At 56.3% G+C, this 23778-nt stretch carries 32 protein-coding genes and 1 tRNA gene; 13 read left to right on the top strand and 20 right to left on the bottom strand.

All coding sequences use genetic code 11. From position 1 onward, the window contains the following. Window positions 1-21: 21 nt before the first annotated feature. Both NH395_RS03155 and gloB read right to left on the bottom strand, forming a co-directional pair. On the bottom strand, window positions 22-1236 hold the full coding sequence (locus tag NH395_RS03155; RefSeq protein ID WP_253022349.1) for a transglycosylase SLT domain-containing protein: 1215 nt from the start codon (window positions 1234-1236) through the stop codon (window positions 22-24). A gap of 26 nt (window positions 1237-1262) precedes the next feature. Further along, window positions 1263-2030, bottom strand: coding sequence for a hydroxyacylglutathione hydrolase (gene gloB, locus NH395_RS03150; RefSeq protein WP_066317506.1), 768 nt, complete (start codon window positions 2028-2030; stop codon window positions 1263-1265). 99 nt (window positions 2031-2129) lie between these two features. Here gloB and NH395_RS03145 point away from each other — a divergent pair, with 99 nt between their 5' ends. The 4 genes from NH395_RS03145 to nudC all read left to right on the top strand — a co-directional run bounded on the left by NH395_RS03145 (window position 2130) and on the right by nudC (window position 4916). Next, on the top strand, window positions 2130-2876 hold the full coding sequence (locus tag NH395_RS03145; protein WP_253022348.1) for a methyltransferase domain-containing protein: 747 nt from the start codon (window positions 2130-2132) through the stop codon (window positions 2874-2876). A gap of 62 nt (window positions 2877-2938) precedes the next feature. After that, window positions 2939-3400 carry a ribonuclease HI gene (gene rnhA, locus NH395_RS03140; protein ID WP_066317502.1) on the top strand — a complete coding sequence of 154 codons (462 nt, stop codon included), beginning with the start codon at window positions 2939-2941 and terminating at the stop codon, window positions 3398-3400. Between the two features lie 9 nt (window positions 3401-3409). Further along, window positions 3410-4141, top strand: coding sequence for a DNA polymerase III subunit epsilon (gene dnaQ / locus NH395_RS03135; RefSeq protein WP_253022347.1), 732 nt, complete (start codon window positions 3410-3412; stop codon window positions 4139-4141). Continuing rightward, on the top strand, window positions 4134-4916 hold the full coding sequence (gene nudC / locus NH395_RS03130) for an NAD(+) diphosphatase (protein ID WP_253022346.1): 783 nt from the start codon (window positions 4134-4136) through the stop codon (window positions 4914-4916). The genes dnaQ and nudC overlap by 8 nt, the downstream gene beginning before the upstream one ends. Window positions 4917-4937: 21 nt before the next feature. On the opposite strand, the gene NH395_RS03125 is transcribed toward nudC, so the two are convergent. Continuing rightward, a complete protein-coding gene (locus tag NH395_RS03125) occupies window positions 4938-5249 on the bottom strand; it encodes an SCP2 sterol-binding domain-containing protein (RefSeq protein WP_092828528.1) in 312 nt (103 codons plus the stop codon). A 176-nt stretch (window positions 5250-5425) separates the two neighbouring features. On the opposite strand from NH395_RS03125, the gene sohB reads away from it, so the two are divergent. Continuing rightward, complete coding sequence (gene sohB, locus NH395_RS03120; RefSeq protein ID WP_253022345.1) at window positions 5426-6457, top strand: protease SohB; 1032 nt, start codon at window positions 5426-5428, stop codon at window positions 6455-6457. A gap of 20 nt (window positions 6458-6477) precedes the next feature. On the opposite strand, the gene NH395_RS03115 is transcribed toward sohB, so the two are convergent. After that, window positions 6478-6795 (bottom strand): metalloregulator ArsR/SmtB family transcription factor, encoded by a 318-nt coding sequence (locus NH395_RS03115; RefSeq protein WP_066317489.1) that lies wholly within the window; start codon window positions 6793-6795, stop codon window positions 6478-6480. 288 nt (window positions 6796-7083) lie between these two features. Here NH395_RS03115 and NH395_RS03110 point away from each other — a divergent pair, with 288 nt between their 5' ends. From NH395_RS03110 to NH395_RS03100, 3 genes are all read left to right on the top strand, one after another. After that, window positions 7084-8997, top strand: a complete 1914-nt coding sequence (locus NH395_RS03110; protein ID WP_253022344.1) for a propionyl-CoA synthetase — start codon at window positions 7084-7086, stop codon at window positions 8995-8997. A gap of 124 nt (window positions 8998-9121) precedes the next feature. Next, a complete protein-coding gene (locus NH395_RS03105) occupies window positions 9122-9790 on the top strand; it encodes a 7-cyano-7-deazaguanine/7-aminomethyl-7-deazaguanine transporter (RefSeq protein WP_253022343.1) in 669 nt (222 codons plus the stop codon). Window positions 9791-9817: 27 nt separating this feature from the next. Further along, window positions 9818-10624 carry an alpha/beta fold hydrolase gene (locus NH395_RS03100; RefSeq protein WP_253022342.1) on the top strand — a complete coding sequence of 269 codons (807 nt, stop codon included), beginning with the start codon at window positions 9818-9820 and terminating at the stop codon, window positions 10622-10624. A 6-nt stretch (window positions 10625-10630) separates the two neighbouring features. On the opposite strand, the gene NH395_RS03095 is transcribed toward NH395_RS03100, so the two are convergent. Then, entirely contained in the window at window positions 10631-11485 is an 855-nt protein-coding gene (locus tag NH395_RS03095; protein ID WP_253022341.1) for a GIY-YIG nuclease family protein, read from the bottom strand. Between the two features lie 38 nt (window positions 11486-11523). Continuing rightward, a complete protein-coding gene (locus NH395_RS03090) occupies window positions 11524-12591 on the bottom strand; it encodes an ABC transporter substrate-binding protein (RefSeq protein ID WP_253022340.1) in 1068 nt (355 codons plus the stop codon). Window positions 12592-12813: 222 nt separating this feature from the next. Here NH395_RS03090 and NH395_RS03085 point away from each other — a divergent pair, with 222 nt between their 5' ends. The 4 genes from NH395_RS03085 to NH395_RS03070 all read left to right on the top strand — a co-directional run bounded on the left by NH395_RS03085 (window position 12814) and on the right by NH395_RS03070 (window position 15360). Continuing rightward, window positions 12814-14520 carry a potassium/proton antiporter gene (locus NH395_RS03085; RefSeq protein WP_253022339.1) on the top strand — a complete coding sequence of 569 codons (1707 nt, stop codon included), beginning with the start codon at window positions 12814-12816 and terminating at the stop codon, window positions 14518-14520. A 48-nt stretch (window positions 14521-14568) separates the two neighbouring features. Next, window positions 14569-14659 (top strand) — tRNA-Ser (locus NH395_RS03080). Window positions 14660-14771: 112 nt separating this feature from the next. Then, window positions 14772-14987, top strand: coding sequence for a hypothetical protein (locus tag NH395_RS03075; RefSeq protein ID WP_253022338.1), 216 nt, complete (start codon window positions 14772-14774; stop codon window positions 14985-14987). Further along, entirely contained in the window at window positions 14980-15360 is a 381-nt protein-coding gene (locus tag NH395_RS03070; RefSeq protein ID WP_253022337.1) for a hypothetical protein, read from the top strand. Before NH395_RS03075 ends, NH395_RS03070 begins: the two co-directional genes overlap by 8 nt. A gap of 326 nt (window positions 15361-15686) precedes the next feature. Here NH395_RS03070 and NH395_RS03065 read toward each other — a convergent pair whose 3' ends face one another. From NH395_RS03065 to NH395_RS03000, 14 genes are all read right to left on the bottom strand, one after another. Continuing rightward, window positions 15687-16019, bottom strand: a complete 333-nt coding sequence (locus NH395_RS03065) for a hypothetical protein (protein ID WP_253022336.1) — start codon at window positions 16017-16019, stop codon at window positions 15687-15689. Beyond that, window positions 16016-16294 carry a hypothetical protein gene (locus NH395_RS03060; protein WP_253022335.1) on the bottom strand — a complete coding sequence of 93 codons (279 nt, stop codon included), beginning with the start codon at window positions 16292-16294 and terminating at the stop codon, window positions 16016-16018. The genes NH395_RS03065 and NH395_RS03060 overlap by 4 nt, the downstream gene beginning before the upstream one ends. Further along, a complete protein-coding gene (locus NH395_RS03055) occupies window positions 16284-16460 on the bottom strand; it encodes a hypothetical protein (protein WP_253022334.1) in 177 nt (58 codons plus the stop codon). The genes NH395_RS03060 and NH395_RS03055 overlap by 11 nt, the downstream gene beginning before the upstream one ends. Next, window positions 16450-16641: a hypothetical protein gene (locus NH395_RS03050; protein WP_253022333.1), complete on the bottom strand. Its 192-nt coding sequence runs from the start codon at window positions 16639-16641 to the stop codon at window positions 16450-16452. Before NH395_RS03050 ends, NH395_RS03055 begins: the two co-directional genes overlap by 11 nt. Beyond that, a complete protein-coding gene (locus tag NH395_RS03045; protein WP_253022332.1) occupies window positions 16625-17044 on the bottom strand; it encodes a DUF5681 domain-containing protein in 420 nt (139 codons plus the stop codon). Before NH395_RS03045 ends, NH395_RS03050 begins: the two co-directional genes overlap by 17 nt. After that, on the bottom strand, window positions 17044-17862 hold the full coding sequence (locus NH395_RS03040) for a hypothetical protein (protein WP_253022331.1): 819 nt from the start codon (window positions 17860-17862) through the stop codon (window positions 17044-17046). Before NH395_RS03040 ends, NH395_RS03045 begins: the two co-directional genes overlap by 1 nt. Then, the gene (locus NH395_RS03035; RefSeq protein WP_253022330.1) at window positions 17859-18035 is read right to left on the bottom strand and encodes a hypothetical protein; all 177 of its coding nucleotides are present in this window, start codon (window positions 18033-18035) and stop codon (window positions 17859-17861) included. Before NH395_RS03035 ends, NH395_RS03040 begins: the two co-directional genes overlap by 4 nt. A 187-nt stretch (window positions 18036-18222) precedes the next feature. Next, the gene (locus NH395_RS03030) at window positions 18223-18585 is read right to left on the bottom strand and encodes a hypothetical protein (RefSeq protein ID WP_253022328.1); all 363 of its coding nucleotides are present in this window, start codon (window positions 18583-18585) and stop codon (window positions 18223-18225) included. A 673-nt stretch (window positions 18586-19258) separates the two neighbouring features. After that, window positions 19259-19528: a helix-turn-helix domain-containing protein gene (locus tag NH395_RS03025; protein WP_253022326.1), complete on the bottom strand. Its 270-nt coding sequence runs from the start codon at window positions 19526-19528 to the stop codon at window positions 19259-19261. Between the two features lie 199 nt (window positions 19529-19727). Beyond that, complete coding sequence (locus tag NH395_RS03020) at window positions 19728-19910, bottom strand: AlpA family phage regulatory protein (protein WP_253022324.1); 183 nt, start codon at window positions 19908-19910, stop codon at window positions 19728-19730. A 163-nt stretch (window positions 19911-20073) separates the two neighbouring features. Continuing rightward, window positions 20074-20679 carry a hypothetical protein gene (locus NH395_RS03015; RefSeq protein ID WP_253022322.1) on the bottom strand — a complete coding sequence of 202 codons (606 nt, stop codon included), beginning with the start codon at window positions 20677-20679 and terminating at the stop codon, window positions 20074-20076. A 129-nt stretch (window positions 20680-20808) separates the two neighbouring features. After that, window positions 20809-21093, bottom strand: a complete 285-nt coding sequence (locus NH395_RS03010) for a hypothetical protein (protein WP_253022320.1) — start codon at window positions 21091-21093, stop codon at window positions 20809-20811. Further along, window positions 21090-21377 carry a hypothetical protein gene (locus NH395_RS03005; RefSeq protein ID WP_253022318.1) on the bottom strand — a complete coding sequence of 96 codons (288 nt, stop codon included), beginning with the start codon at window positions 21375-21377 and terminating at the stop codon, window positions 21090-21092. The genes NH395_RS03010 and NH395_RS03005 overlap by 4 nt, the downstream gene beginning before the upstream one ends. 68 nt (window positions 21378-21445) lie before the next feature. Further along, window positions 21446-22729 carry a site-specific integrase gene (locus tag NH395_RS03000; protein ID WP_253022316.1) on the bottom strand — a complete coding sequence of 428 codons (1284 nt, stop codon included), beginning with the start codon at window positions 22727-22729 and terminating at the stop codon, window positions 21446-21448. Window positions 22730-23072: 343 nt separating this feature from the next. Between NH395_RS03000 and NH395_RS02995 the strand changes: the two genes are divergently transcribed. After that, window positions 23073-23732 carry a metallophosphoesterase gene (locus NH395_RS02995; protein WP_253022314.1) on the top strand — a complete coding sequence of 220 codons (660 nt, stop codon included), beginning with the start codon at window positions 23073-23075 and terminating at the stop codon, window positions 23730-23732. Window positions 23733-23778: the final 46 nt, after the last annotated feature.

Here is a 23778-nt window from a genome sequence, read left to right as displayed (position 1 = left end):
CTATCAACAAGGCGATGAGTCTCAACGTCCTGAAAGTGTCAGGAGTTGACCTGCTTGTAAAGCTTCTGGGCGTTCAATCTCATTTAACCGCATCAGCTCTTGAGCGCTCAGATTATAGCGACTCGCGATCACAGACAGGCTATCGCCACTTTCAACGCGGTAAGTATCGGGTGTATTGGCGCTGGCTACGCTCTGGCGTTCATCTGTACCGTTTGATAGCTCTGCGAGAACGTCATGATCGACGTCTTCGGGGACCAGCAGCGTCTGAGCACTTGACGGGTTGAGCGCACCATTAAGGAGACCGGGGTTGAGCTCAGTCAACGCCGATTTATCCACCTGAAGCAACGCTGAGGCCTCAGACAGAGTAACCGAATGCTCAAGCTTCACCTTGGCGAAAGCCGGTTCTGTATGGATGTCCGGCAAGCTGACATTGTAGCGTTCCGGGTCATCGATAATCGTCGCGATAGCAAGCAACTTCGGCAGGTATTGCATGGTTTCCTGGGGCAGGCTCAGGTTCCAATAGTTGCCTTGCAAGCCTTGGCTTTCGGCGTGTTGTTTGGCTTTGTTGACGGTCCCGGCGCCCGCATTGTAGGCGGCAAGGGAAAGCTGCAGATCTCCCTTGTACCACTGGTCGGCCTGCATTTCGAGGTAGTCCAGCGCGGCGTTGGTCGAGGTGACAACGTCGAGCCTGCCGTCGTAATTACCGTTGCGTACAAGCCCTAGAGCGTCACCGGTGCCAGGCATGAATTGCCACAGACCGGCTGCCCCCCGATGACTTCGCGCACTCGGGTCAAAAGAGCTTTCCACGAACGGAATCAGGGCCAGTTCTCCCGGCAGGTTGCGCTCGCTTATCTGCTGAGTGATCCAGGCAAGCCAAGGACTGGCGCGTTCGGTAATTTCAGCAATATTCTCAGGACTTGAACGGTAGTGATCTATCCACTCATCGACACGTGCCTGCGCCTCGGCAGACAGCGACTGTTCACGCCATTGGAAGCTCTCGCGCAGTTTGCTCCAGGCATCCTGCGGCTCCAGCATCAGTTCTTCCCAGAAATGTACATGGGTACCCCCGGGGTGAGCGGGCGCAGAGGCATCATGCGTGTTCGAGGCCGACTGTGGAGAAGGGCCGTATTGGCTGGCTGAGGCCTGAGAATTGGCAGCAGCCGCCAGCAACAGGCTCATGATCACGGTACTGCCGGCGCCCAGCAAAAGACGTTGGCGAATCGTGCGATAGGTCATAGTGGTTTACGTCGTTGCGATAGCGTTTAGAAACGATTCTTCCACTCACGCAGAGTGGCGAACGTTGCGAGATCATTATCAATTGCGCCCTGCTTGCTTGCGGCGTTACGAACACTTTCCGTATCGACACGCAAGTAGGGGTTGATTTTCAGCTCGCGTCCTATCGTGCTGGGTAAGGTAGGGCGGTCTAGTGCCCGTGCTTTTTCACACTCCGTTAAGGCGTGTTTGACGTCTTCATTTTCCGGGTCTGCTTCGCTGGCAAAACGGAGGTTGGCCAGCGTGTATTCGTGAGCAGCAAACACAAAGGTTTCTTCCGGCAGGGCAGCAAAGCGTTTTAATGCCTTGTGCATCTGCTCAGGGGTCCCTTCGAAAAGACGACCGCAACCGGCGCAAAACAGGGTATCGCCGCAGAACAGTAATGGGGGAATCCCTGGTGTAAAATAACTGATATGGTCTAACGTATGCCCAGGCGTCTCGATGACCTCGAAAAGACGGCCCATGACGCGAATTTCATCGCCATCACTGACGCGCTCGTCGATCCCTTCGATGGAGGGATTGACCGGCCCTATGACCCGGGGAGCATAGCGTCTGATCAATTCCCCAAGCCCATCGGTATGGTCAGGGTGATGGTGAGTGATCAGAATAGTACCCAGTGACAGCGACTCGCGTTCAAGAAACTCGATAACCGGCAACGCTTCACCAGGATCCACCACGCACACCTCTTGACTGGTGTCCTGTCGGAGCAGCCAAATATAGTTGTCGCTTAAGGCGGGAATCGGTGTCACGCTCAGCATAGGCGAGATCCTTTAAAGATGGATTAGCGCTCATGATTAACAGCGCTTTTTATGATGCAAGACGTCAAAAAGCAGTTACTGTGGAGGGTTGAGCGGTACATGTCAAATTCAACGGCGGCAGACACACTCGCCCACACGCTATTGACCAGCCGCGCCTACTGGGAAACAGAGGCAGGCAAATCATTGTGGGACTCCCAGCGCGCCTGCCTTGGCCCTCTCGTTGATTCCCGTTGCGGTGGTCATAGCCTTGAAATGGGAATGGGGCCAGCAATGATGTCGATGTCCGGCATTGCCCATCGTCTGCAGTGGGCACCCACCCGCGCCAGCGCCCCCAGCGACCAGACGTTAATTTGCCCACCCGACAGGCTGGCATTGCCGGACAGCTGTCTGGATGTCGTCGTGCTCCACCATTGGCTTGAGCATCTGCAGGATGCCCATCATGCGCTGCAAGAAGCCGCGCGCGTTACCTCGGACAGTGGCCTGCTGGTGCTGTTCGGGTTTAATCCTCTGGGGGTGAGCGGTGTGGTCAAACAGTGGCGCAAACGCCATGGGCAATACCCCTGGAACGGGCAATGGCGAACGGCCAGCCGGATGGGTGACTGGCTGGCATTTGTCGACTTTGAGGTGGAACGAGTAGACTACTGCTGCTTTAGAAGCTGGCCGGGAGGGCGCTGTGTCGAGCACTGGGAGTCACTGGGTCGGCGTTATAATTGTCCTCTGGGGGAAAGCTACATGGTGCTGGCCAAGCGCCGCCAACGCCATGCACCCAAGCAACGCATTAAATTCGGTCTGAAGGCGCCGGTTGCCGCGAGTTCCCTGGGGGCGACGCGTACCAATAGCCGCTAACCGCTGTGATCCAGTCTACAGACCCCAAGCGCAACCATTATTGATTCAAGGACGCAGATAACGTGACTGACACTGGCCGGTTACCCCAGGTAACCGTATATACCGATGGCGCCTGCCGCGGGAATCCCGGTCCCGGCGGATGGGGCGTTGTGCTCTCAAGCGGCCAGCATGAGAAAACCCTGTACGGGTATGAAGCACAAACCACCAATAACCGAATGGAATTAATGGCGGCCATCATGGCGCTGCGTACCTTGAATACCCCTTGTCAGGTGGCCATCTGGACGGATTCCCAATACGTTCGTCAGGGTATCACGCAGTGGATTCATAACTGGCGTAAACGCCAGTGGAAAACCGCCGCTAAACAGCCTGTCAAAAATGCCGAGCTGTGGAAGCAGCTTGATGCCGAAGCCCAGCGCCATCAAATTGAGTGGCATTGGATAAAAGGGCATAGCGGCCATCCCGGTAACGAACGAGCCGATGCCCTTGCCAACCAGGCAATTGATGAAGCAGTACAAAACGCATAGGAGGCCATGATGCGCCAAGTCATCCTGGATACGGAAACCACAGGTATTGATCCCAGAGAAGGGCACCGGTTGGTGGAAATCGGTGCCGTGGAAATGGTCAATCGGCGTTTTACCGGCCGTACTTACCACCAATATATCAATCCAGAGCGTCACATCGATGCTGAGGTAGTCGCGGTTCACGGGATTGATGATGCCAAAGTCGCCAACGAACCCGTGTTTGCCCAGGTTGCCGACGAGTTCTGGGCTTTTATCGAAGGGGCCGAGCTGGTCATTCATAACGCGCCCTTCGATGTAGGGTTCATTGATCACGAATTGAAAATGCTGAAGAACCGTGATCAACCGTTGGGCCCTGTCGGTGATCATTGCCGCATTCTCGACACCCTGGTGATGGCCCGAAAGATGCACCCGGGCCAGCGCAACAGTCTTGATGCACTATGCAAGCGGTATGATATCGATAACGGTCATCGCGTACTGCACGGCGCCCTGCTGGACGCCGAGATACTGGCTGACGTTTATCTGGCCATGACCGGCGGGCAGACGGCGCTCACGCTGGATGCCGAGGTCAATCAAGAACAGCGTAGCGACACGCCGTCCGAGACAGGACTGTCGGTGCAGCGCATGTCGTTATCGCCCGGGCAGCTTCGGGTCATTGCGCCCAGCCAGGATGAACGGCAAGCGCACTTGGCGAAATGTGAAACGCATCAGCTACGCTGGTTCGAGGATACGCCGGGCAATGCTTAGACGAGAAATACCCCATGAAGCCCGGGAAGGGCGTGTTCTTTACCTTTCTCGCAGTCGTCTTGCGCCCGCTGAGTCGGCCTCAGATGACGAGGCATTGACCCCGCTCCATCCCTGGCAGCCGTGGACTCAGGATATGCAGCCGCTTTGCTACTGGGATGAGGAGCCTGTTGCGCTGCAATTAGCCCCATCGCCAGGCGAGGGATGGATAGACGGGCGGCAATGGATGGGTGAGTTACCGACACACTGGTATTCGCTGCTATCCACCGCTCTGCAAGTGGGGGCATGGCTGGAAAATCATCGTTTTTGCGGTCGCTGTGGCGCAGAAGCCACGAAGCTCACCACTGAATTTGCGATGCATTGCCACGCCTGCGGCCACCGTAACTACCCGCGCATTTCGCCCTGCATTATTACCCTGGTGACCAGTGGCGAGGCGATGCTGCTGGCCCGCAGTCCGCGTTTTCCACCTGGCCGCTACTCAACCCTGGCGGGTTTCATAGAGCCGGGTGAATCCGCTGAAGAGGCCGTACATCGGGAAATTTTTGAAGAGGTAGGTGTTCACGTCAGCCAGCTACGCTATTACCAGAGTCAGGCGTGGCCATTTCCGCATTCACTCATGCTGGGCTTTTTTGCCGAAGCGACCACGCGACGGATTCGCATTGACGGGGTGGAAATCAGTGATGCAGCGTGGTTCTCGCCCCGTCAACTGCCGACATTACCGCCGACCTATTCGATCTCGCGCGAGCTGATTGAAACCCATTTGAAACGCTGGCGGTGAAAAGGGCAGGGAGCTGTCGCTTTATTCGCCGGGAAAGAGGCTTGTCAACTTGGTGGCCAGCATCACGTTACCCGTCGCTTTGAGTTTGCCGGTCATGAACGCCGACATCCCATTGATATCACCATTCATGATGCCTTTCAGCGTATCCGTGCTCATGCTCAGGCTAACCGACGGGTCGTCATGCTCGCCCTCTTGTACATCGAGCTTGCCATCCTGGATATCCAGGTAGTGACTGCCCGCGTCAGAAAAATGAAACTGAAAAATCTCATGCATCCCCTGAGCGGCCTGAGGATCAAATCGGGCTTGCAACTTTTCGAGGGTGTTGGTTGACATAATGGCGTTCCGTTAAAAACGAGATGGAATGGAGTAGCGTGCAACCTGTAGCGTCATCGTACAATTAGCCGCCTTGGGGCGAAAGAGTATTTCAAACATATGTTTCATATCAAGCGGCGTTTTGGATACAGCGATCAACGATGGCTGCTTGATGCACATCAATCAAGGAGATGCATGTGAACGAATGGGTCGTAGAGATAGGTACGTTTATCGTACAAGCCTGCATTGTCGTTGCTGTCATCGGCATTGGCGTTTTGCTTGTCGCACGAGCCAAGTCGGGGGGCGAGCGCGATTTGACATTGCACGTAGAACCTTTGCACGAACAGCGCCGTAGCCGGGCGCGCCGCCTGCGCCTCGCCGCAACGCCTGCCGGCATCCGTAAAAAACTACTCAAGACCTTCCGCCGTGAGGACAAGCATCGGCGCAACGAAAAGGGTGAAACTGAAACACCCAATGTGTGGGTATTGACGTTCAAAGGCGATATGAAAGCGTCGGCCACCGAGCACTTTGCCCAGGAAATCTCCGCGCTTATCGAGGTCGCCAAGCCTGACGATGAAGTGGTGATTTGCCTTGAGTCACCCGGTGGGCTGGTTCACGCCTACGGCCTGGCCGCTGCCCAACTGGATCGCCTGAGAGAAGCAGGACTTACGACCACTGTGTGCGTGGACAAGGTGGCGGCGAGTGGCGGTTACCTGATGGCATGTACCGCCCATCACATCAAAGCGGCACCTTTTGCCGTGCTGGGTTCCATTGGTGTGGTCGCCCAGATTCCCAATATACATCGCTTGCTAAAGCGTCACGATGTCGATGTTGAAATGCTGACGGCGGGTAAATACAAACGCACGCTGACCATGCTGGGAGAGAATACCGACGAAGGGCGTGAAAAATTTCTCGAAGACCTTGAGAACACGCACCGACTGTTCAAGCAATATGTCAGCGAGCGCCGCCCCGACATGGATATCGATGCCTTGGCGACAGGCGAGATCTGGTATGGCAGCGAAGCTTTGGGTCTGAAACTGGTCGATAGTGTCGGCACCAGCGAAGCATATCTGATGGAACGTATCTCAAAAACCCGCGTTTATCGGGTGAAGCTGGAGCCCCCCAAGACTGTTGGCCGCAAGTTTGGCCTGGCGATTGCCAGCGGTGTCGAAAACGCCGTACTTAAAGGGCTAAGCATGCTGGAAGCCACTGGCTGGCAGCGTCGCTAAGCTCGCCTCGTTGCTGCATTTCAAGCAGCAAAATGATCTGCCAGGGTCGTGATAATGGCCTTGGCGCTATCACTGCTGAGCGAATAATAAATCGTTTGTGATTCCCGCCGAGTATTCACCAACTGGTCGCGACGCAAAATCGCCAGGTGTTGTGAAAGTGCAGACTGGCTGAGTGCCAGTTGCTGGTTGATCTGCGTTACCGAGAGTTCCTTACCCGCGAGCAGACACAGAATCTGCAGCCGTTTTTCATTGGCCAATGCTTTCAACAGGTTGGTTCCCGCTTCGATGGCGTGGCCGTTATGATTAAGCAAGCGCGCAGCACTCTTGGAAGCCGACATGGGTATCTCCTGGTCTACCTCTGGAAGGTAGCGTTGTTATAGGTTGTTGAAGGCATCGCCGCGTTGTAGGGACTAATTATTTAATGATCAGTAATTTAGTGAGGTTTGTCCAAGTTGCTGTTTAACGGTTTATCAATGGTAATAAACACACACTGTCGACAATAAAACCAGGCCGAGAACTGCATGTCGGCGGGTAGCCCATGGTCTTACAGAAAAGCGTTGACTTAGTGCATACAGTGTCAACAATCCTCAAAGCATTTTCCAATCACAAGAATGAAAGGTGTTTTCATGCGCCGCTACCCGCAGATTTACCAGCAATCCATTGAGCAGCCAGAACAGTTTTGGGCCGAACAGGCCAAGCGGATTCCCTGGATGATGCCGCCCAAGACGATACTGACCTACGATGATCAGCAGCATGCGCGGTGGTTTGCCGACGGTGAGATGAACCTTTGCCACGCGGCCCTGGACTATCATGTGGATCAGGGGCGAGGAGAGCAGGCCGCTATTTTGTGGGACTCGCCGGTGACGCAAACCCAGCAAACCATTACCTATCGTCAGTTACTGGAGCGGGTGGCGGCGTTTGCCGGTGGTCTCCAGCAGCTAGGTGTTGAAAAAGGCGACCGGGTGGTCATCTACATGCCGATGATTCCGGAAGCGGTGGTGGCCATGTACGCCTGCGCCCGGCTAGGGGCGATTCATTCGGTCGTATTTGGCGGCTTCGCTCCCCATGAACTGGCCGCGCGTATCGAAGACGCCGCGCCGAAAGTCGTCGTCGCGGCCTCCTGCGGTATCGAGGGAGGCAAGGTCGTGGCCTACAAGCCGATCATCGATGAGGCCCTGGCTTTAAGCCCGCATCGGCCTGATGCCTGCATTATCAAAGTCCGCGCGGAGTGTGACGTCGAGTTCAACGAACGGGAATACGACTGGGAAACCCTTGTCAGCCAGGCAACCCCGGCCGAGTGTGTGCCGGTAAAGGGCACCGATCCGCTTTATGTGCTCTATACGTCAGGCACAACGGGGAAGCCCAAAGGCATTGTGCGCGACACCGCTGGTTATGCGGTGGCCCTTGCCTACTCGATGGAGGCGATTTATGCCCTGGCACCTGGGGACGTGTTCTTTACCGCCTCAGACGTTGGCTGGGTCGTCGGCCATTCCTATATTGTTTATGGCCCATTATTACACGGTTGCAGCACGGTTCTTTACGAAGGCAAACCGGTCAAAACGCCCGATGCAGGGAGTTTTTGGCGCCTCATCGAGAAATATAACGTTACCAGTTTCTTCAGTGCGCCCACGGCCTTTCGCGCAATCAAAAAGGAAGATCCGGATGCCCAATGGCTTGCAAAGTACGACATCAGCAGTCTGAAGCACCTTTATGTGGCGGGCGAAAGGCTCGATCCGCCCACCTATCATTGGCTGGACGACCTGCTCGACGTGCCGGTTATCGACCACTGGTGGCAAACCGAAACCGGCTGGCCCATTGCGGCCAACCTGCCGGGTATCGAACCCATGCCCACCAAAGCCGGGTCGGCGACCGTGCCGGTACCGGGTTTTAATGTGCAGGTGCTGAACCGCGATGGCGAGCAAGCCGCCCCCATAGAACAGGGCAGTGTGGTTATCAAACAGCCGATGCCCCCGGGGTGTTTAACCGGGGTTTGGGGAGACCCTAAGCGTTTCCACTCTGCCTACATGGCAGCTTTCCCAGGCTACTACCTGACCGGAGACGGCGGCTTTTTTGATGAGCAGGGCTATCTGTTCATCATGGGGCGCACCGACGATGTGATTAATGTGGCAGGCCACCGGCTTTCTACCGGTGAAATGGAAGAAGTGGTGGGTGGACATCCGTCGGTCGCCGAATGCGCGGTCATTGGTGTCCATGATGATCTTAAAGGGCAGTTGCCTGTTGGCCTGGTGATTCCCAAGGATGGTTACACTGAAGGTGAAGAAGCACTCGAAGCAGCGTTGATTGCGCGGGTACGCGAGCAAATTGGCCCGGTGGCCTGCTTCAAGCAAGTCATTGTCGTCGACCGGCTGCCCAAGACACGCTCCGGAAAAATCTTGCGGAAGTTGTTGCGCAACCTGGCCGATGGCCAGGAGGTGGGCATTCCTTCCACTATCGATGACCCCACCAGCGTCGATGATGTGCATCGCGCCATGTGCGATCACCGGATCGGTCGCGCGAACGAAACACCACCTCACGCCTAGCCTTTGCTGACCGCCGCCCACTTTTATTGCGGTCGAGAAGGCGTATAATGCGCCTCTCGCCGCACTGGGTGCGCAATGCATTGAGGGTTCCCTAACCCCTCGTTATCACAAAAAGGCCAGCCGCATGTTTGTATTAAACGACGCTCAACACCGCCGTTGCCTCGCCGTCATGGTGGCATTTCACATTGGTATCATCGCCGCCAGTAACTATCTGGTTCAGCTTCCGTTCACTTTGTTTGGCTTCCATACCACCTGGGGGGCATTCAGCTTTCCGTTTATCTTTCTGGCCACTGACTTGACCGTCAGGCTGTTTGGCAAGGGACCCGCCCGAGCCATTGTTCTGCGCGTCATGCTGCCTGCTCTGGTCGTCTCGTATGTGGTCTCCGTGGTGTTTCCGCAGGGAAATTTCGCAGGCCTGGGGGCATTGAGTGAAGGCAATCTGTTTGTCGCGCGTATCGCGCTGGCAAGCTTTTTGGCCTACGTTATTGGTCAGCTACTGGACGTGCAGGTGTTTGACCGTTTGCGTCAGTGGGTATGGTGGGTCGCGCCGGTGTTTTCTACCGTGCTGGGCAACCTGGCCGATACCTTTGCGTTTTTCTCGGTCGCTTTTTACCAGAGCCCGGATCCCTTCATGGCGACCCACTGGGTGGAAATTGCTGCCGTTGATTACGCCATCAAGCTCGCCATCAGTCTGCTGTTTTTCCTGCCCCTGTATGGCCTGTTGTTGTCCTGGTTGACGCGTCGGCTGGTGGTCTGGACCGATCAGCCCGACATTGCGCCGCGCACTGCCTAATTTCCCATTAAGTGACGAGGAGCTCCGATGAGTGACGCCCTGCCAATAGATTTGCACTACCTGGACCAGCCCTCGGATGCGCACGCCGATGCGACCCCCATGGTGGTTATCCACGGGCTTCTCGGCAGCGCCGATAACTGGCGTTCACATCTCAAGGTATGGCAAACCTCGCGGCGGGTGATTGCGGTTGATTTGCGCAACCACGGCCGCTCCCCCCATGCCGAGGGAATGAGCTACGCCCAAATGAGCGCCGATGTCGTTGCATTGCTCGACAAGCTCGGACTCTCCCAGGTTCATCTGGTGGGGCATTCCATGGGCGGTAAAGTGGCGATCAGCCTGGCGCGCCAACACCCTGATCGCGTTGCCTCGCTGGTGGTGGCGGACATTGCACCAGTGGCCTACCAGCACGGCCATGATGATGTCTTTGCCGCGCTGGAACGGGTGAGGGAAGGTCAGCCCGCCAATCGCCGCGAAGCGGATGAACTGCTGGCGGAACACGTCGACTCCCGGCCAACGCGGCTGTTTCTTGCCACTAACCTGGTGCGGAGCGAGCAGGGCGGGCTCAAATTGCGCGTTGGGCTGGATTACATTCGCCAGGATTATGAGGCGATCATCGGCTTGCCGTCGGGAGAGGCACCTTACAACGGTCCGACGCTGGTGCTACGCGGCGATGAGTCTCCCTACGTGAGCGACGCCATGTTGCCCGCGCTGCGGGAGGTGCTCCCTACTGCGCGGGTCGTGACGCTAAAACAAGCCGGGCACTGGTTGCATGCCGACCAGCCCGAGGCCTTCCAGCAATCGGTTGACGCATTCTTGGCAGCGCAAACTTCCTAGGCCAGCTCATAGAGGCTTGATGGATAGGCCATGCTCATCAGGTTGACGCAAGAAACGCTGCAGGATGCGATAGCTGTCGATATCGAAGCTGGCCGACGCGGCATCCAGCTTTTTGGCAGCGGCTAGGGTTGCGGCACTTCCCAGGTAGCACCACTGATTTATCACGTGCCAGGCTGCTGCATCGCGCTCCGGGGTTGATTCCTTGATGGCAATACGCCCCGGCCACGGCCAGGTGTTGACCTGTAGGGGCTGCAACGCTGCCTGCGCCCGCTGCGTGTGATCACTGATCGTTTCGCTCCCGCAACAGGCGCCGCGACACTTACCTATCTGGCTGCCAAAACAACGGCCTTTACCCGCTTCCAGGCCCAGTACCTGGGGACAAAGCTGATGCGCCTCGGCAAGCTCACGCAAGGCCTCCTTGGCACTGGAGGCATTACGGTAAAGGCCGAAGAATCCTCCCTCTGTCGGTTGATTAAGCGCCGCGCCGCTGAGCAGCTGTGGTCGTGCCGCCCCCGCAGGCCAATGCCAGGTGGTCAGGTCGCGCTGTTTACGTAACTGACGGTTCATGATCGGTAGCAGCGACTTGACCAATTGGGCTTCACGTAGCTGGGCGCCAAGGTCCCCGGCTGTCTCTTCCCACTCTATATGCTGTATCTGCTCGACCATCCTCATTGCTTTATGGTCGTGGCGGGCCCGCCGAAAATGGTCCCGCACGCGGTCGCGCAGCCGGATACTCTTACCGACGTAAAGCGGTAGCCGGTTATGGCCATAGAAAAGGTACACCCCAGGACCAGGCGGTAGCTGGCTGAGCATGTCCGGATCAATCCGTGCCGGTCGTTGACGACGCTGGGTGTCATCCAATTGCGTTTGCCGTTTTCATCGGTGATTGACGCCCCTGACTAGAGGGCATGAGGGTCGATGGCGAGGCGCGACACTGGCAAGGGGGCCTCGCTGAGGCCTTGCTGTACAAGAAATTGTTCAAATGCCTGATAGCGGCGATTGTCCACCGCGCCAGGCGATAATGCGATCCGCCTGAGCAGGTCTTGCCAGTTTGCCGTATTGATGGGGTTATCCAGCACCGGTTCGGCACTGATCAGTAATTCCCAGGCGGCATCCGGGTTCTCCAATATCCAGTAATGCGCGTCTTCTATGGCCTTCACAATGTGGGACCAGGTCTTGGCACGGCGAATGGCACCGTCTCGGTTGGCCAACAGCACCAAGCCGTCGTAGCGGGGAATATTCAGGTCACTGTGGCGTATGACTTGCGTGTCGATACCTTCATTCGCCAGTTGTTCAGGCAATGAATGAAAAGGCGCATCGACGATGGCATCGACCTGTTCCTCGACGAAAGCCCGCCGAACGTCAAAATGCAGATTAACCGGGGGCGCGATATTGCCTGCCTGGGTGAGTGCCTTGGGGATCAAGTAAGGGATGAACAGATCAAGACCTTCGCGACTGGTATAGCCATAGCGCATTCTCGCAAGCTTCTCCTTGATGGGATCCTCAAGCTCACCTGCCACGACCACCGCCGTTAGCGGTGTCTCGATCAGCGTGGCAATGCGTACAATGGGGGCGCCGTCGTGCACATAGAGGTGCAGCGACGGCTGGCGGGTCAGGGCAAAGTCGATCTCGTCGGCGGCCAATAGTTTCAGTCCAACGCTTGGGTCTGCCGGTGTTTGAAGCTCAACCTCCATTCCCTGGGCGGTAAATAACCCGCGTTGCTGAGCCACGATCAACCCTGCGTGCTTGGGGCTCAAAAACCAGTCCAGCATGATGCTGACCTGTTCAAGGGGCGGCGGCTCAAGGGGAGGCGCTGGGGTGACGGCTTTCGTCGGCGCCTCCTGTTGAGGCTCATCTGGCTCGATATTGGGCGTCCACCAGGTGGGCGGCACCTCAACGCTGCTGTTGAGCTCGAGCTGGTTGTCACTGGTCGGGTTTTGAGCATCCGACTCATTTGCGTATGTCATTGAACTTACGAATAATAAAACGACTTTTATAGACAGCAAAACATACCAAGTGCGACACAAACGGGTCAGCATCATCAATCACTCCCAGTAACAGAAAGCAAAGTGTATCTGGCACGCTAATCATCTGACCAGCCTTCAATTACGCCTTGTCAGCCCATGAGGCGCAGTAAATTCAACGCTGGCATGCGATAATCAGCGAGCCTTGAGCAGAGACGGAGAGTCATGGACGCAATCTACACGTTTTTCCTGGTCGGCGGTTCCTTGATGGCGCTCAGCATTCTGGCGAGCCGTCTTTCCTCGATGATGGGGGTTCCGCTGCTCCTGATCTTTCTTGCGCTGGGTATGATCGCCGGTGAAGAAGGGCTCTTAGGGCTCCAGTTCGATGACTACTACATGGCTTTCACCATCGGCCATCTAGCCCTGGCGATGATTCTACTGGATGGTGGCCTGCGAACCCGCCTTAAAACCTTCCGCGTCGGCTTCAAACCGGCGCTTTCACTTGCCACCTTCGGGGTCTTTATCACCAGCGCCATTGTCGGTGGCATTGCCATGCTGGTGTTCGATCTATCGCTCGCTGAGGGGTTGCTGGTGGGGGCCATTGTCGGCTCCACCGACGCTGCCGCGGTGTTTTCAATGCTAAGCGGACGAGGCGTCAACCTTAACGAGCGGGTAGGGGCCACGCTTGAAATCGAGTCGGGCACCAACGACCCGATGGCGATTTTCCTGACCTTGATGTTGGTCGAGCTGCTGGTGGGTGACATCGGCGGCCCCGTCGATACGCTGCTGTTTTTCATTACCCAATTCGGTATCGGCCTAGTGGTGGGGCTTGGCGGCGGCTGGCTGAGTGCCAAGCTGTTACGCTGGCTGGACCTGGCGCCGGGCCTCTACGCCATGCTAGCCCTTGCCCTGGGCTTCAGTGTCTTTGGCCTTACCAGCGTACTGGGCGGCAGTGGCTTTTTGGCGATCTACCTGGCGGGCCTGATGATTGGCAATCAGCCGGGCCGCCACCTCAACTTTATCCTGCCCGTTCACGATGGCCTGGCATGGCTGAGCCAAATCGGTCTGTTCCTGGTGCTGGGGCTTCTGGTAACGCCCAGCGAGCTCTGGGACGTCGCGCTTCCCGCCGCTCTGGTGGCATTGGCTCTTATTTTCATTGCCCGCCCGCTGGCTGTGTTGATCACCATCAAGCCGTTTTTCAAGTTTCGCTGGCGGGAAACCTGGTTTATCGCCTGGGTAGGCCTGCGCGGCGCGGTGCCGATCGTGCTGGCCATTTTTCCCTTGATCGACGGCGTGGAGAACGCCTCGCTCTACTTCAATGTGGCCTTCGCGGTGGTGCTTATGTCGCTTTTGATCCAGGGCGGCTCGCTGACCGTTATGGCTCGCTGGCTCAAAGTGGAGGTGCCCATAGGGACTACCCCAGACCGACGTGGCCCGCTGGGTATATTGCCGGAAAACGACTACGAGATGTTTGTCTACTCGGTTGAAAACAAAGACCTCGAAGACGTTCCCATCCGGTTACTGCGTTTCCCCTCCGGCGCGCTTATCTCGGCGCTATTCCGCGAACACGCCATGCTGCACCCGAAAGGCAGCACCCGGCTCAAGCTGGGCGATGTCATTTGCGTGATCGGCCGTTCGGAAGACCTGAACGCGCTCAATCGACTGTTCAATGGTGATTCAAAGCTCAAGCGCGAGCGTGCCTTCTTCGGTACCTTTACGCTGGATGGCAGCGCCCAAATGCAGGACATTGCCCAGGCTTACGGCCTGACACTGAGCCCGGGTGAGAAAGACATGACCCTGGCCGAGTTTGTATCGCTCCGCGTAGGCGGTCACCCTGTGGTGGGTGACGATGTGGACTGGCATGGCATTCATTGGGTAGTCAGCGATATGCAAGGCGGAAAAATTACTCGGGTCGGGCTAAGGTTGTACTAAAGACGTTGACTTCCAAGGAAAAGCTGGTAGTATATGCAGCCGTAAGCCGGAGGGATGGCAGAGCGGTTGAATGCACCGGTCTTGAAAACCGGCAAAGGTTAATAGCCTTTCCAGGGTTCGAATCCCTGTCCCTCCGCCAATATTACATATTTATCAGCAACTTAGAGACGTTTTCTCACGTTGCCCAACAACCCGCCCAACATACCAAGAATGGTATCGAGGCGGGTTTTTTGGTGGGAGGTTTTGGACTTATGGCGACGAATGAAGAACTAGAAGAGAGAATCATAAGTCTGCATCAAGACCATGCTCGACTGTTTGGTATGACGCTGGAGCTGATTGAAGCAACGCTTGAGCTTTCTCAGGCTGCTCGTATGCAGAATGATGAACCTATGCGCAGCAAAGGCGAAGAGGCTTTCAAGGCTGTGAGTCGCGCCATTGACCAAATGAAGGCAGACAAAAATGGCTGATTCGGGCGATAAAATCCAGCAGCTACAGGAAATGCGTAGCGATGCAGAACGTGAAGCAGTGGAAAAGCGCTTCCGTGGCGGTGATAATGGGGGTAACGATGGAGGTGAACCGCCCATGAGTAACTTAGAGCACAGAGTCGGAAAGCTGGAGAGTGACGCTGGCGATATCAAAGTCACGCTCGCCAGGATGGAGGGCAAGTTCGACACAATGGATGCAAAGTTGAATAATTTTGTTACCTGGAAGTCTGCCTTTGCCGGACTGACCGTCATTACTCTTGGTCTACTAGCCGCCATCGGCACGACTATCGGCGCAGCGTGGTGGATGGCCCAACAGTATCTTGCTCCACTCTTGCAAGCCGCTGGAGCAAGCTAGCCAAGCATATGCAGCAGAGATAACCGAAGACCCGCCCTAGAGGCGGGTTTTTTGTGCTTATCTGAAAATTCATGCAGGCGTTGTGGGTTGTTGCGTTTTGTTGCACTAGAGGCGTCGCACTGCGCGTGTACTTGGGCCGGGAACGCCAATTTGGCGTTTTGGGGTGGCAGAATTGCCCACGCCTAGAAGTGACGCAGGTTCACATCTAAATGCGGGATAAAATCACAATTAGAAGTCGGGCAAGCTATTGAAAGGTAGTAATTACCGCAGGCTTCCGCGTTTGAAACGCGCAAAAAGCCGGAAATCCGGCTTTCACTTCCTCCATTTCAAATGGAACAAGTCCCGGCGTCGGCTAATTCATCAGGGTGGTTTTCTGGATTGATGGGCAGGAACATCGGCACGCTTCCAGGGTTAAGCAGCGGTAGAACGGCAGCCAGGTGTCTTTCCCGTAGGCTGTCGTCATCCTCGCCAGGCTCGCGCATCGTCATCACGTCATCGTCATTATGCCGCTGGAATCGCCAGCCAAGTGTTGGCAGTGGCTTGCCTGCACCTGGACCTGAGTTGTCCACGATGGTAATAAAAATGGCCTGAGTGCCGACTTCGTTGATAAATCTATCGCCTTCCAGCTTCTCTAAGCGCTTCAGCGTCTCTCGTTTCATCGGGTCATACCTATGTCGTCAAAGGCGAAGTACACGGCAGCTTTGGCAGTGCTGGGGTCGGCTCGGTGAAGATCCTTCATGCACTCGCGGGCGCGGTTGGCCAGGTCTTCGTCTGACTCGCCCGGCAGGCGGTGAACCTTCTTCGAGTCAACGCTGTTTTGCCCCATACACTCCCAACCAGCCAGGCCGCGCTCTGTTGGGGCTACCCATATCTCAGGAGCCCCATCTTTGGCCGCTTCCAGGGCCTCGATACGCTGTAGCACTTCACGTTTCATCGTCGCAGCCCTCCAAAATGGCCATAAGCTCGTTGTCGCCTCTGTGGCCACTGCCACCGGCTGCCTTGTCGCTCAGCTCGTCCATGATGGCGCTGATTTGCGCAACGACTTTGCTTTGCTCGCCAGCCTCGGCAGCATCGACGCGTTTAAGCACCTCACGCCTCATAAAGCACCACCTCGGCAGTACGCCAGCCTTGAAGGGTGCGCAGCTTCTCGGCGCGTTCTCTGGCCTTCTCTGCGGTGTGATCCCATAGGCGGGCGACTTCCTCGCCACGGTTGATGATGGCGGCGGCGTGCCGCTTACTGGCGGCTGCGTTGATCCAGCCGTTGTTATTGAACTGTCCCATTATCTTTATCCTCGATGGCATTCAATCGGCGCTCGATCTCGTCCAACTCCACGACACGCACCACGGCGGCCACTGCATCCACCAAGGCGCGGCCCTGGTCGGGCGGTAGCTGGCCACTGGCGACGGCGGCAAGTATCTGCCTCGCCTGGTCGGCAAGCGGTGCGTTTTCGTTGAGGTCGAATTGAACGGGGGCGTGGGCAGGGCGGACAGCAGGCAGCAGGCGCTCGAGTATCAAACGGCACGCCTGCATATCGCCCTTTTCAGCAGCGGAAAGCACCGCATCGGCAGCGCCGTCCATACCGCTCTCTAAGCGCCGTCTCAGCTCGTCAGCGGCCTTGGGGCGTCCGGTAGGGTTGCCGGACTTCCCCTTGGCGAAACGGCCTTTGGCGTCTCGGCTTGTCATTACAAATTCCGTAACACGTCGTCGTAGCGTTTCTGTGCTTCGGTTGCACGCTGAACGTCTGGGTCTGCCTTGCGGTTCACGTAGTGGCGGTTGATGTGATCCACAGCGTCGAAGTGCGCGGCTTCCAGCTTGTCGGCGCTTCGCTGCATGGATTCGAGTTCCTTCACTAGCTGCGGCGCGTGGCGGCGTGCGTAGTGGTCTTTAAACTTGGCCTTGTCCGCCTCGCTGATGCCGGTTAGGAAGCCTGGGCCATGGATAACGGCAGCCATCACGTGATGGTCGCCATCGGCGGCGGCCTGATGGATTGCATTGCGGCGGTCGTCGTCGCTCATACGTGACAGGCGTTCGCGGATCTCGCGGCCATGGTCGCTATCCATACTGATTTTCAGGGCATCATCCATCACTTTCTGATGGTTGCGAATAGCATCAGCGCTGCGTTGTAGGGTCTTCGGGATGCGGTCGGTAATGCGTTGGGCGGCCTGCTCAGCCTGCTTTGTCAGCTTCTCGGCGTGGGCAGCATCGGTCACACGCGGGTCGCGGGTCTTGTTCACGCTGTCGAGCATGTCGAGCGCGTTGGTAATGCTGAGATGGTCGCCTTTGGCACTGGTAAAGAAATGGTTGTCCGGGTGCGCTTCCATCGCGGTGTCATGCCACTTGGCTGAGCCGATGGTATCAATCCGGCGCGGTGTTTCAGGCTCTAGCTTTTTTACTTCCGGCTTTTCGCCAATCGTGGCTTCCATGGCGGTCGGGTTGCGGCTGTGTGCTGGGGTCATATCGTCGCGCTTTACAGGGGCGGCGTTTTCATCGGCAAAGCTCATTGGGCGGTTTCCTTCTTCTGTTGGTCGGTCAGGTCGAGTTGTAAAAGCCAGCCAGCGGCATTCGCATCGCCTTGGTCGGCCTTTGCCTGCAAAAGGCGGTAATAGCTGCGAACCGTCTCTTGGCTAGGTTTCAAATTACGTACCCCTTTGGGGCGTCCTGGCTGCTTGTTCATGGTTGCTCATCCAGTATGAATATATGAACAGTAATACCAATAAAACGGCAAAAAATCCATGATTTAAGTTGGGTAGATAGTTGGGTGATTCTCGTTTTTTCGGTATGAGCCCTAATGATAGAGCGATAATGTCGGACGGTATGTCCGCCACTTCGAGTGATGATCCTGTTTCGAGCCTGTACGCAGGTCATTTCCGGGGCTCATGTCTGGCGATGATCAGACCCATTTTCTGGACGATCCCCTCGAGCTGTGTGTCTCCAGTCTTGTCGCGGAGCTCTGCCAGCTCGGTCATCAGCTCTAGAAGCTGCCAATGGGTGCTGCTGTCCATCAGCGGTTCGCTCATCTGACTGGTGGCCGGGCTAGTCTTTGCGTTGAATGAGACGGCGGCAGCGTCGCCGTAATTGGTAAAGCACCGGCCACACCTCACCCGGTTGGTTAGATACTGGCCATTCTCGTCTTTCACCAGCGTGTGGGCGCCAGCATCAGGCTTGCCGCATATATCGCAGTTGCTGCAATGCCTGGGCTTTTTGAACTCGATTACGTTATCCATGCCGAGAACTCCACTTCGGTGTGCAGGCGAGGGCGGCGCGATGTTTTTGCACCTCGATTGCCCCATTCCCCCTTGAATACACTGACCCATAACCCTGTACCCCATTGGTAACTTAGTAAGGTGTCCATTATCTGGACGTGGTGAAGGTGAAAAATTGGGCCAACTGCTCCATTTTCTGGAGCATTGAAATGTCGAAACAGCGCCTTGACACCCAACTGCTCCATTTTCTGGCCCGTCTGAGTCCAATTTCTGGACACGGTAAAAATCGAATCATGATTTCCATCTCCTCGGCGGCACGTTCGTGTCGGCAACGTCTAGCTTTCCGTCACAATGGTCTATCGGCTGCCAGGTAATCGCGTACAAGGCACAGCGGGCTCCATCACGACCGATTAGAGCGTCCCTGGTCTTCAGCACTAGGCGTCGCTCTTGAAGCTCTCTGAGGGCTTTTGAAAGGGTGGTATGGGACATGCCTCCCCACTCTTTCATTGTCGTGCGAGTAGCAGAAAGATCGCCGTTGTTCTTCCCGTTGTACTTGCACGCCAGGGCCATCAGAACTTTGTGTGCCGATGCCGTTAACTGGCGGAAGTCTTCGTGGTCGGTGACCACTTTGGGCAGGGCGAGGTATCCACCCTGCCAAGTGGAAACAGACCTGTTTCGGCGTTTCGCCATACGGTCACCCGGCGCTCATGAGGTGATAGCGTTTGATCTTCTCTCCAAGCTTTCTCGGGTGCGGGTGCTCTTGGGTCACGATGGGGATACCGGCCCGACGAAGATCCCTCACGGCTGCGGGCGGGTGCGCAATGTCCAGCTCCCATATCAACTCGATGTTGCTCATGGGCTTTTCACGCAGCGCCGCTAGGACTTTGCCGGCGTGGGTGGTAGGATCAATCTTCGGTAGTATTTTGGAAGTGTCCCGGTCGCCCCCACGGCCGGGATTTTTCATGCTGGCTATCATGATTTGGCCTCCCTTGCGTAATCCTCGAACAGACGACGTAGATGCCGACGAGCCTGCTTTGCGCTTTCCTCGCCTGGCGATAGCACTAGCTCATCAAGGATGCTGGCTAGTGCCGGGCCCTGGTTGTCGTCGGATGCTGCCCAGCAAAGGGCAGGGTATAGGTCGAAGTTGCGGCGGCTGGGGATCATTACGCGATCCCCTGGCGGGAGGCTTCCCACGCTTCGATATCTTCAAGGCGCCAACGGGTGCAGTTCGGGCCTAACTTGATGGGCTTGGGGAAATCGCTAACACCATCTCGAGCCCAGCGCCAAATTGTCACCTCGGAGACCCCGAAGCGTTTTGCGGTTTGCTTTGCAGATGAGTACGTCATTGGTCATTGCCTTCTGTCATTGGGTACAAGGCAATGCTGGGGGGTACAAAGAGATAACTCTTGGAAACCAAAAAGCACGATTTGATTTCCAGAAATAAAGTTAAATAAAATCAGACACTAAGATAGAAGGCGGGCAAGTTGAACATGGTAAAGAATAGGGGAGTCAAGTCTTAAGTAAAGCTGCGCTAAGTTCTTTGGAATAGATGGAATCCATTAATCCAAGTCTATCGGCCTTGCTAAGTTGGTGACTTATGAATCCAACTGCGTCATCTATATCCGGCAATTCATGTTCGACGCCGAGACAAAACTCATGTGTCATATTCAGCAACCGAAAAGAGTCAGGTGTTCGGATAGTTGCCTGCCAGATTTTCTGTAGGCTTGAGACTGCTGGGCGGGGCACATCCGGCCAGCCATCACTTGGGTTTTCGGGCCACTCTGACGCAGCGTAGTGCCAAACTGTTGCTCCATCAGGGACGTTCTTCTCATCTTGCCAGCGGTCGTCCATGCCGCGGCCTATCCAATAGGCGACTCGGCCGCATAGATACCAGTCACGCTGATCCAAGAGGTGGCGCTCCCACGGGTGCTCTCTGCGCTCGAGGGGCTTCCCGGTACGTATCGCCTTGGCCATTTTTTTTCTGGCTTCTGGATAATGCTGCAAAGTCTCGTGAAGGTTGCCGGTATATCCAAGTTCTACCAACTCAGCTAAAGGCTCAGCGTTGCCGTTCACGAGTTCTCTCAGGGCATTTCGCAGGGTTAAGTCATAAGCCACCTAACACCACCTCCCAAGTTTTTTGGCTATCGCCACTATGAAGGCGGAGATATACTCCGCCGCAATTCCTTTAAAAACAGGGATCAAGGATCACTTGGCCCCGTTTCCCATCAATCAGCCCAACATAGATCAAGCCGACGCAATGCCAGCACCCCCTCTGGCCTCACCGTCAACTGCGTGAGTCACGCTATCCAAAGCAAACTGGAAAGCATCTTCATCGGTGCCGCGGCGAACTCGGCAGGTGATGGCTGTAGGTGAGTCGGGGTCGAAAGTGGCTTCGTAAGCACGTTCGCCGATTCGTTCGACTAAGCACGCATCATCGCGGCCAGTTTGGCGTGCAGCTTCACGCCAGTCGGTCGCTTCAATAGAATTTTCTTGGCCAGTGCGGGCAAAAACGATCTTGAATAGGCTCATGAGCGCGTCTCCTTTGCATTTTCCTGTTCAAGCTTGCCAATCTCTCCATAGCAGCTCTCGGCCACTATATCGATGGCTTCTACCAGCGAGCCGTAGTGGTAGTCAGTGAAGATAGGCTCCTCCCCTTCGTTGCCATCACGCATCCTGTCGATGTTGATCATGTTGGCCAGGGTGGCCATTAAGCCGATGCGGTTTTCAAGTGTTTCAAGCCTGCTAAGTGTTTCAAACCTGCGGCTTGCATTTTTGCCGAGCTGATCGATGTTGGTGGTATTATGTTCTTGCATGTCGGCTTCTCCTCAGTAGTTGCCGATTTGTCGGCCCTGGGGTGTGTCAGCACCCTGGGGCCACCTTGTTAGCCCTCTCGGGCTCGTATTGGCGTCACGCTCGCTTGCGCGGCGCCCTCTGCGCAGAATTGCGCCCAGTCCTTCATCAGTCGGCGACGCTTCTCCAGCAGGTCGCCTCGACGGTAAGCCGCCTCAGCCTTGTTCTTGATCGTGTGGGCCAGCGCCATCTCGCAGATATCGCCAGGGTAGGCAGTGCGCTCCCCAGCCCAATCCCTGAACGTTGAGCGGAAGCCGTGAGCGGTGACAATTCCGCCTGTGTTTGGATCCCGATAACCTTGCCCCTCGGGCATCGCCGCGTCCATCCGCTTAACAACGGCTGTCAGGGTGTTTTCAGAAAGCAGCTTGCCCTGAGCGGAGGGGAATACAAGGTCTGTGCCTTCGTGCTTCGGCAGGGCCTTTAATAGCGATAGGGCAGACCGTGAGAGCGGTACGCGGTGTTCTTTGCCTGCTTTCATGCGGCTGGCCGGTATCGTCCACAAGCGCGCCTCAAGGTCGATCTCGCTCCACTTGGCGCCCTTGGCCTCACTGGAGCGCGTAGCGGTCAAGATAGTGAGCTCCAGGCAGCGGGCGCCATTGCCGTCCATCTCAGTGAGGTGGCTCATGAATCGCGGCATGTCGTCTATTGGCAGGGCGGAATGATGGCCCTTCGTGGCTACCTTGTTGGGGTTGGGCAGGCGGGCGTCCAGATTGCCGCGCCAGCGGGCAGGGTTATCGCCGGTACGGTGCCCGCCAGCAGTGGCCCAATCCAGCACCTTCTCGACGCGTCCACGCAAACGCTTGGCCGTCTCGGTCTTTGCCAACCAAAGGTTATCTCGGGTCAGCAGTTCCTCGATATCAGCCAGGGCGATCTCGTCCACGCGCTTAGTGCCGATGATCGGTGAAGCGTAAGTGGCCAGCGTGCTCTCCCACTGCGCGGCATGCTTGGCGTTTTTGAACTCATGGCGCTTGAGGGCTAGAAACTTCTCTTTGGCTTCGTCAAAGGTGAGGCGCTTTGTTTGTGCTCTCAGGGCGAGGCGGGCGGTGCGCTTTTCTTCTACCGGGTCGATTCCAGCAATAACCTGGTCACGCAGCGCGCGGGCTTTCGCTCGGGCGTCTGCCAGCGGAACGTCAGGAAAGCCACCTAAGCCAATATCCCGGCGACGGTTGCCCACCTTGATGCGGAAAACCCACGAACGTCCGCCGGTCTTCGTCACTTGAAGTTGCAACCCAGCCACACCACCCACGGCGTATAGGCCGGGGTCAGTGAGTCGCCTTACCTCTGCGGCTGATAGTTCTCGGGCTTTCTTGGGCATTTCGTATCCTCCAACTTACTACCCCACATAGGGGAAGTAATTGGATGATAGGAGATGATGCTAGATAATACAAGTAATCCGGTAAATACGGGCCTTGTGGGCGGGTTATGATACTCGGTGACACTGCGTAAAGTGTGGAAGCGGCAGCCTGTCCCTCCGCCACCTTGCTTTAAAGGCCCCGTTTTGACGGGGCCTTTTGCGTTTCTAGGTCTTCCGTTTTCTGCTCAATAACCCTTCCGCTAAATGCACCGGTCTTTCACTGTGTCCAAATTGTGCCTGAGGCGTTTGGCAACCTCGCTTCTCGGGGCCTCTGAGCATCCTGCTGCAACCAGGAGCTATCGCAATGAGCTTGATTCAAAAACACGGAAAGAACATCGCGGGAAGGGACTTCATCGTCGGCGACCTTCATGGGCAGTACGACTTGCTGATCGAGGCCATGGCTCGCGTGGATTTCGATAAGATAAAGGACCGCCTGTTTTGCGTGGGTGACTTGATCGATCGGGGCGCTGATTCAATGAAATGCCTGTCGCTTCCATTCGAGCCTTGGTTTTTCGGCGTGCGCGGTAATCACGAAATGCTAGCGTTGGAGGCTCTGGAGAGGGGTGGAAACGCTGAAAGCCTCTGGATGATCAACGGCGGTACCTGGGCGAGCAAAGAGAATCGGACCGAAGTCCGCCAAATACTCTTCGAGGCGTTGGCGTATTTGCCCTATGCGCGCCAGGTTGAAGTGATGGGGCAGCAGGTAGGCATTGTTCATGCTGAGCCGCCCACTGACTGGTCAATGATTGAAGATGCAGGCCCTGCCGAAAAAGAACAAATTGTGTGGGGGCGTTCCCGTATCAAGCGTATGGACAAAGCGCCGGTGACCGGTATCGATGCCGTGGTGGTCGGGCATACGATCATTGAGCAGCCGACATGGCTGGGCAATGTTTTCTATATCGATACCGGCGCTTTCCAAACCGGGCGACTGACGCTGATCAATGCCCAGGAGGTGTTGGCTTGAACTGGTGCGAATGTCGGTCACCCATAAGGGCTTATACGTACAGTAC

Source organism: Halomonas sp. Mc5H-6 (assembly GCF_024124705.1).
In the GTDB taxonomy this organism is placed as follows: Bacteria; Pseudomonadota; Gammaproteobacteria; order Pseudomonadales; family Halomonadaceae; genus Vreelandella; species Vreelandella subterranea.
This window is presented reverse-complemented; position numbering and strand designations above follow the sequence as displayed.

What these genes read in the sequence shown, in the direction of transcription:
- gloB (WP_066317506.1), bottom strand. Translation starts at nt 2,030, where the DNA reads ATGCTGAGCGTGACACCGATTCCCGCCTTAAGCGACAACTATATTTGG.
- NH395_RS03005 (WP_253022318.1), bottom strand. Translation starts at nt 21,377, where the DNA reads ATGCAAGAACATAATACCACCAACATCGATCAGCTCGGCAAAAATGCA.
- NH395_RS03020 (WP_253022324.1), bottom strand. Translation starts at nt 19,910, where the DNA reads ATGACGTACTCATCTGCAAAGCAAACCGCAAAACGCTTCGGGGTCTCC.
- NH395_RS03000 (WP_253022316.1), bottom strand. Translation starts at nt 22,729, where the DNA reads ATGCCCAAGAAAGCCCGAGAACTATCAGCCGCAGAGGTAAGGCGACTC.
- NH395_RS03100 (WP_253022342.1), top strand. Translation starts at nt 9,818, where the DNA reads ATGAGTGACGCCCTGCCAATAGATTTGCACTACCTGGACCAGCCCTCG.
- nudC (WP_253022346.1), top strand. Translation starts at nt 4,134, where the DNA reads ATGCTTAGACGAGAAATACCCCATGAAGCCCGGGAAGGGCGTGTTCTT.
- NH395_RS03065 (WP_253022336.1), bottom strand. Translation starts at nt 16,019, where the DNA reads ATGAAACGAGAGACGCTGAAGCGCTTAGAGAAGCTGGAAGGCGATAGA.
- NH395_RS03085 (WP_253022339.1), top strand. Translation starts at nt 12,814, where the DNA reads ATGGACGCAATCTACACGTTTTTCCTGGTCGGCGGTTCCTTGATGGCG.
- NH395_RS03125 (WP_092828528.1), bottom strand. Translation starts at nt 5,249, where the DNA reads ATGTCAACCAACACCCTCGAAAAGTTGCAAGCCCGATTTGATCCTCAG.
- dnaQ (WP_253022347.1), top strand. Translation starts at nt 3,410, where the DNA reads ATGCGCCAAGTCATCCTGGATACGGAAACCACAGGTATTGATCCCAGA.
- NH395_RS03035 (WP_253022330.1), bottom strand. Translation starts at nt 18,035, where the DNA reads ATGAACAAGCAGCCAGGACGCCCCAAAGGGGTACGTAATTTGAAACCT.
- NH395_RS03070 (WP_253022337.1), top strand. Translation starts at nt 14,980, where the DNA reads ATGGCTGATTCGGGCGATAAAATCCAGCAGCTACAGGAAATGCGTAGC.
- NH395_RS03025 (WP_253022326.1), bottom strand. Translation starts at nt 19,528, where the DNA reads ATGAAAAATCCCGGCCGTGGGGGCGACCGGGACACTTCCAAAATACTA.
- NH395_RS03030 (WP_253022328.1), bottom strand. Translation starts at nt 18,585, where the DNA reads ATGGATAACGTAATCGAGTTCAAAAAGCCCAGGCATTGCAGCAACTGC.
- NH395_RS03105 (WP_253022343.1), top strand. Translation starts at nt 9,122, where the DNA reads ATGTTTGTATTAAACGACGCTCAACACCGCCGTTGCCTCGCCGTCATG.
- NH395_RS03045 (WP_253022332.1), bottom strand. Translation starts at nt 17,044, where the DNA reads ATGACAAGCCGAGACGCCAAAGGCCGTTTCGCCAAGGGGAAGTCCGGC.
- NH395_RS03055 (WP_253022334.1), bottom strand. Translation starts at nt 16,460, where the DNA reads ATGAGGCGTGAGGTGCTTAAACGCGTCGATGCTGCCGAGGCTGGCGAG.
- NH395_RS02995 (WP_253022314.1), top strand. Translation starts at nt 23,073, where the DNA reads ATGAGCTTGATTCAAAAACACGGAAAGAACATCGCGGGAAGGGACTTC.
- NH395_RS03115 (WP_066317489.1), bottom strand. Translation starts at nt 6,795, where the DNA reads ATGTCGGCTTCCAAGAGTGCTGCGCGCTTGCTTAATCATAACGGCCAC.
- NH395_RS03075 (WP_253022338.1), top strand. Translation starts at nt 14,772, where the DNA reads ATGGCGACGAATGAAGAACTAGAAGAGAGAATCATAAGTCTGCATCAA.
- NH395_RS03090 (WP_253022340.1), bottom strand. Translation starts at nt 12,591, where the DNA reads ATGACATACGCAAATGAGTCGGATGCTCAAAACCCGACCAGTGACAAC.
- NH395_RS03145 (WP_253022348.1), top strand. Translation starts at nt 2,130, where the DNA reads ATGTCAAATTCAACGGCGGCAGACACACTCGCCCACACGCTATTGACC.
- NH395_RS03110 (WP_253022344.1), top strand. Translation starts at nt 7,084, where the DNA reads ATGCGCCGCTACCCGCAGATTTACCAGCAATCCATTGAGCAGCCAGAA.
- NH395_RS03060 (WP_253022335.1), bottom strand. Translation starts at nt 16,294, where the DNA reads ATGAAACGTGAAGTGCTACAGCGTATCGAGGCCCTGGAAGCGGCCAAA.
- NH395_RS03155 (WP_253022349.1), bottom strand. Translation starts at nt 1,236, where the DNA reads ATGACCTATCGCACGATTCGCCAACGTCTTTTGCTGGGCGCCGGCAGT.
- NH395_RS03050 (WP_253022333.1), bottom strand. Translation starts at nt 16,641, where the DNA reads ATGGGACAGTTCAATAACAACGGCTGGATCAACGCAGCCGCCAGTAAG.
- NH395_RS03040 (WP_253022331.1), bottom strand. Translation starts at nt 17,862, where the DNA reads ATGAGCTTTGCCGATGAAAACGCCGCCCCTGTAAAGCGCGACGATATG.
- NH395_RS03010 (WP_253022320.1), bottom strand. Translation starts at nt 21,093, where the DNA reads ATGAGCCTATTCAAGATCGTTTTTGCCCGCACTGGCCAAGAAAATTCT.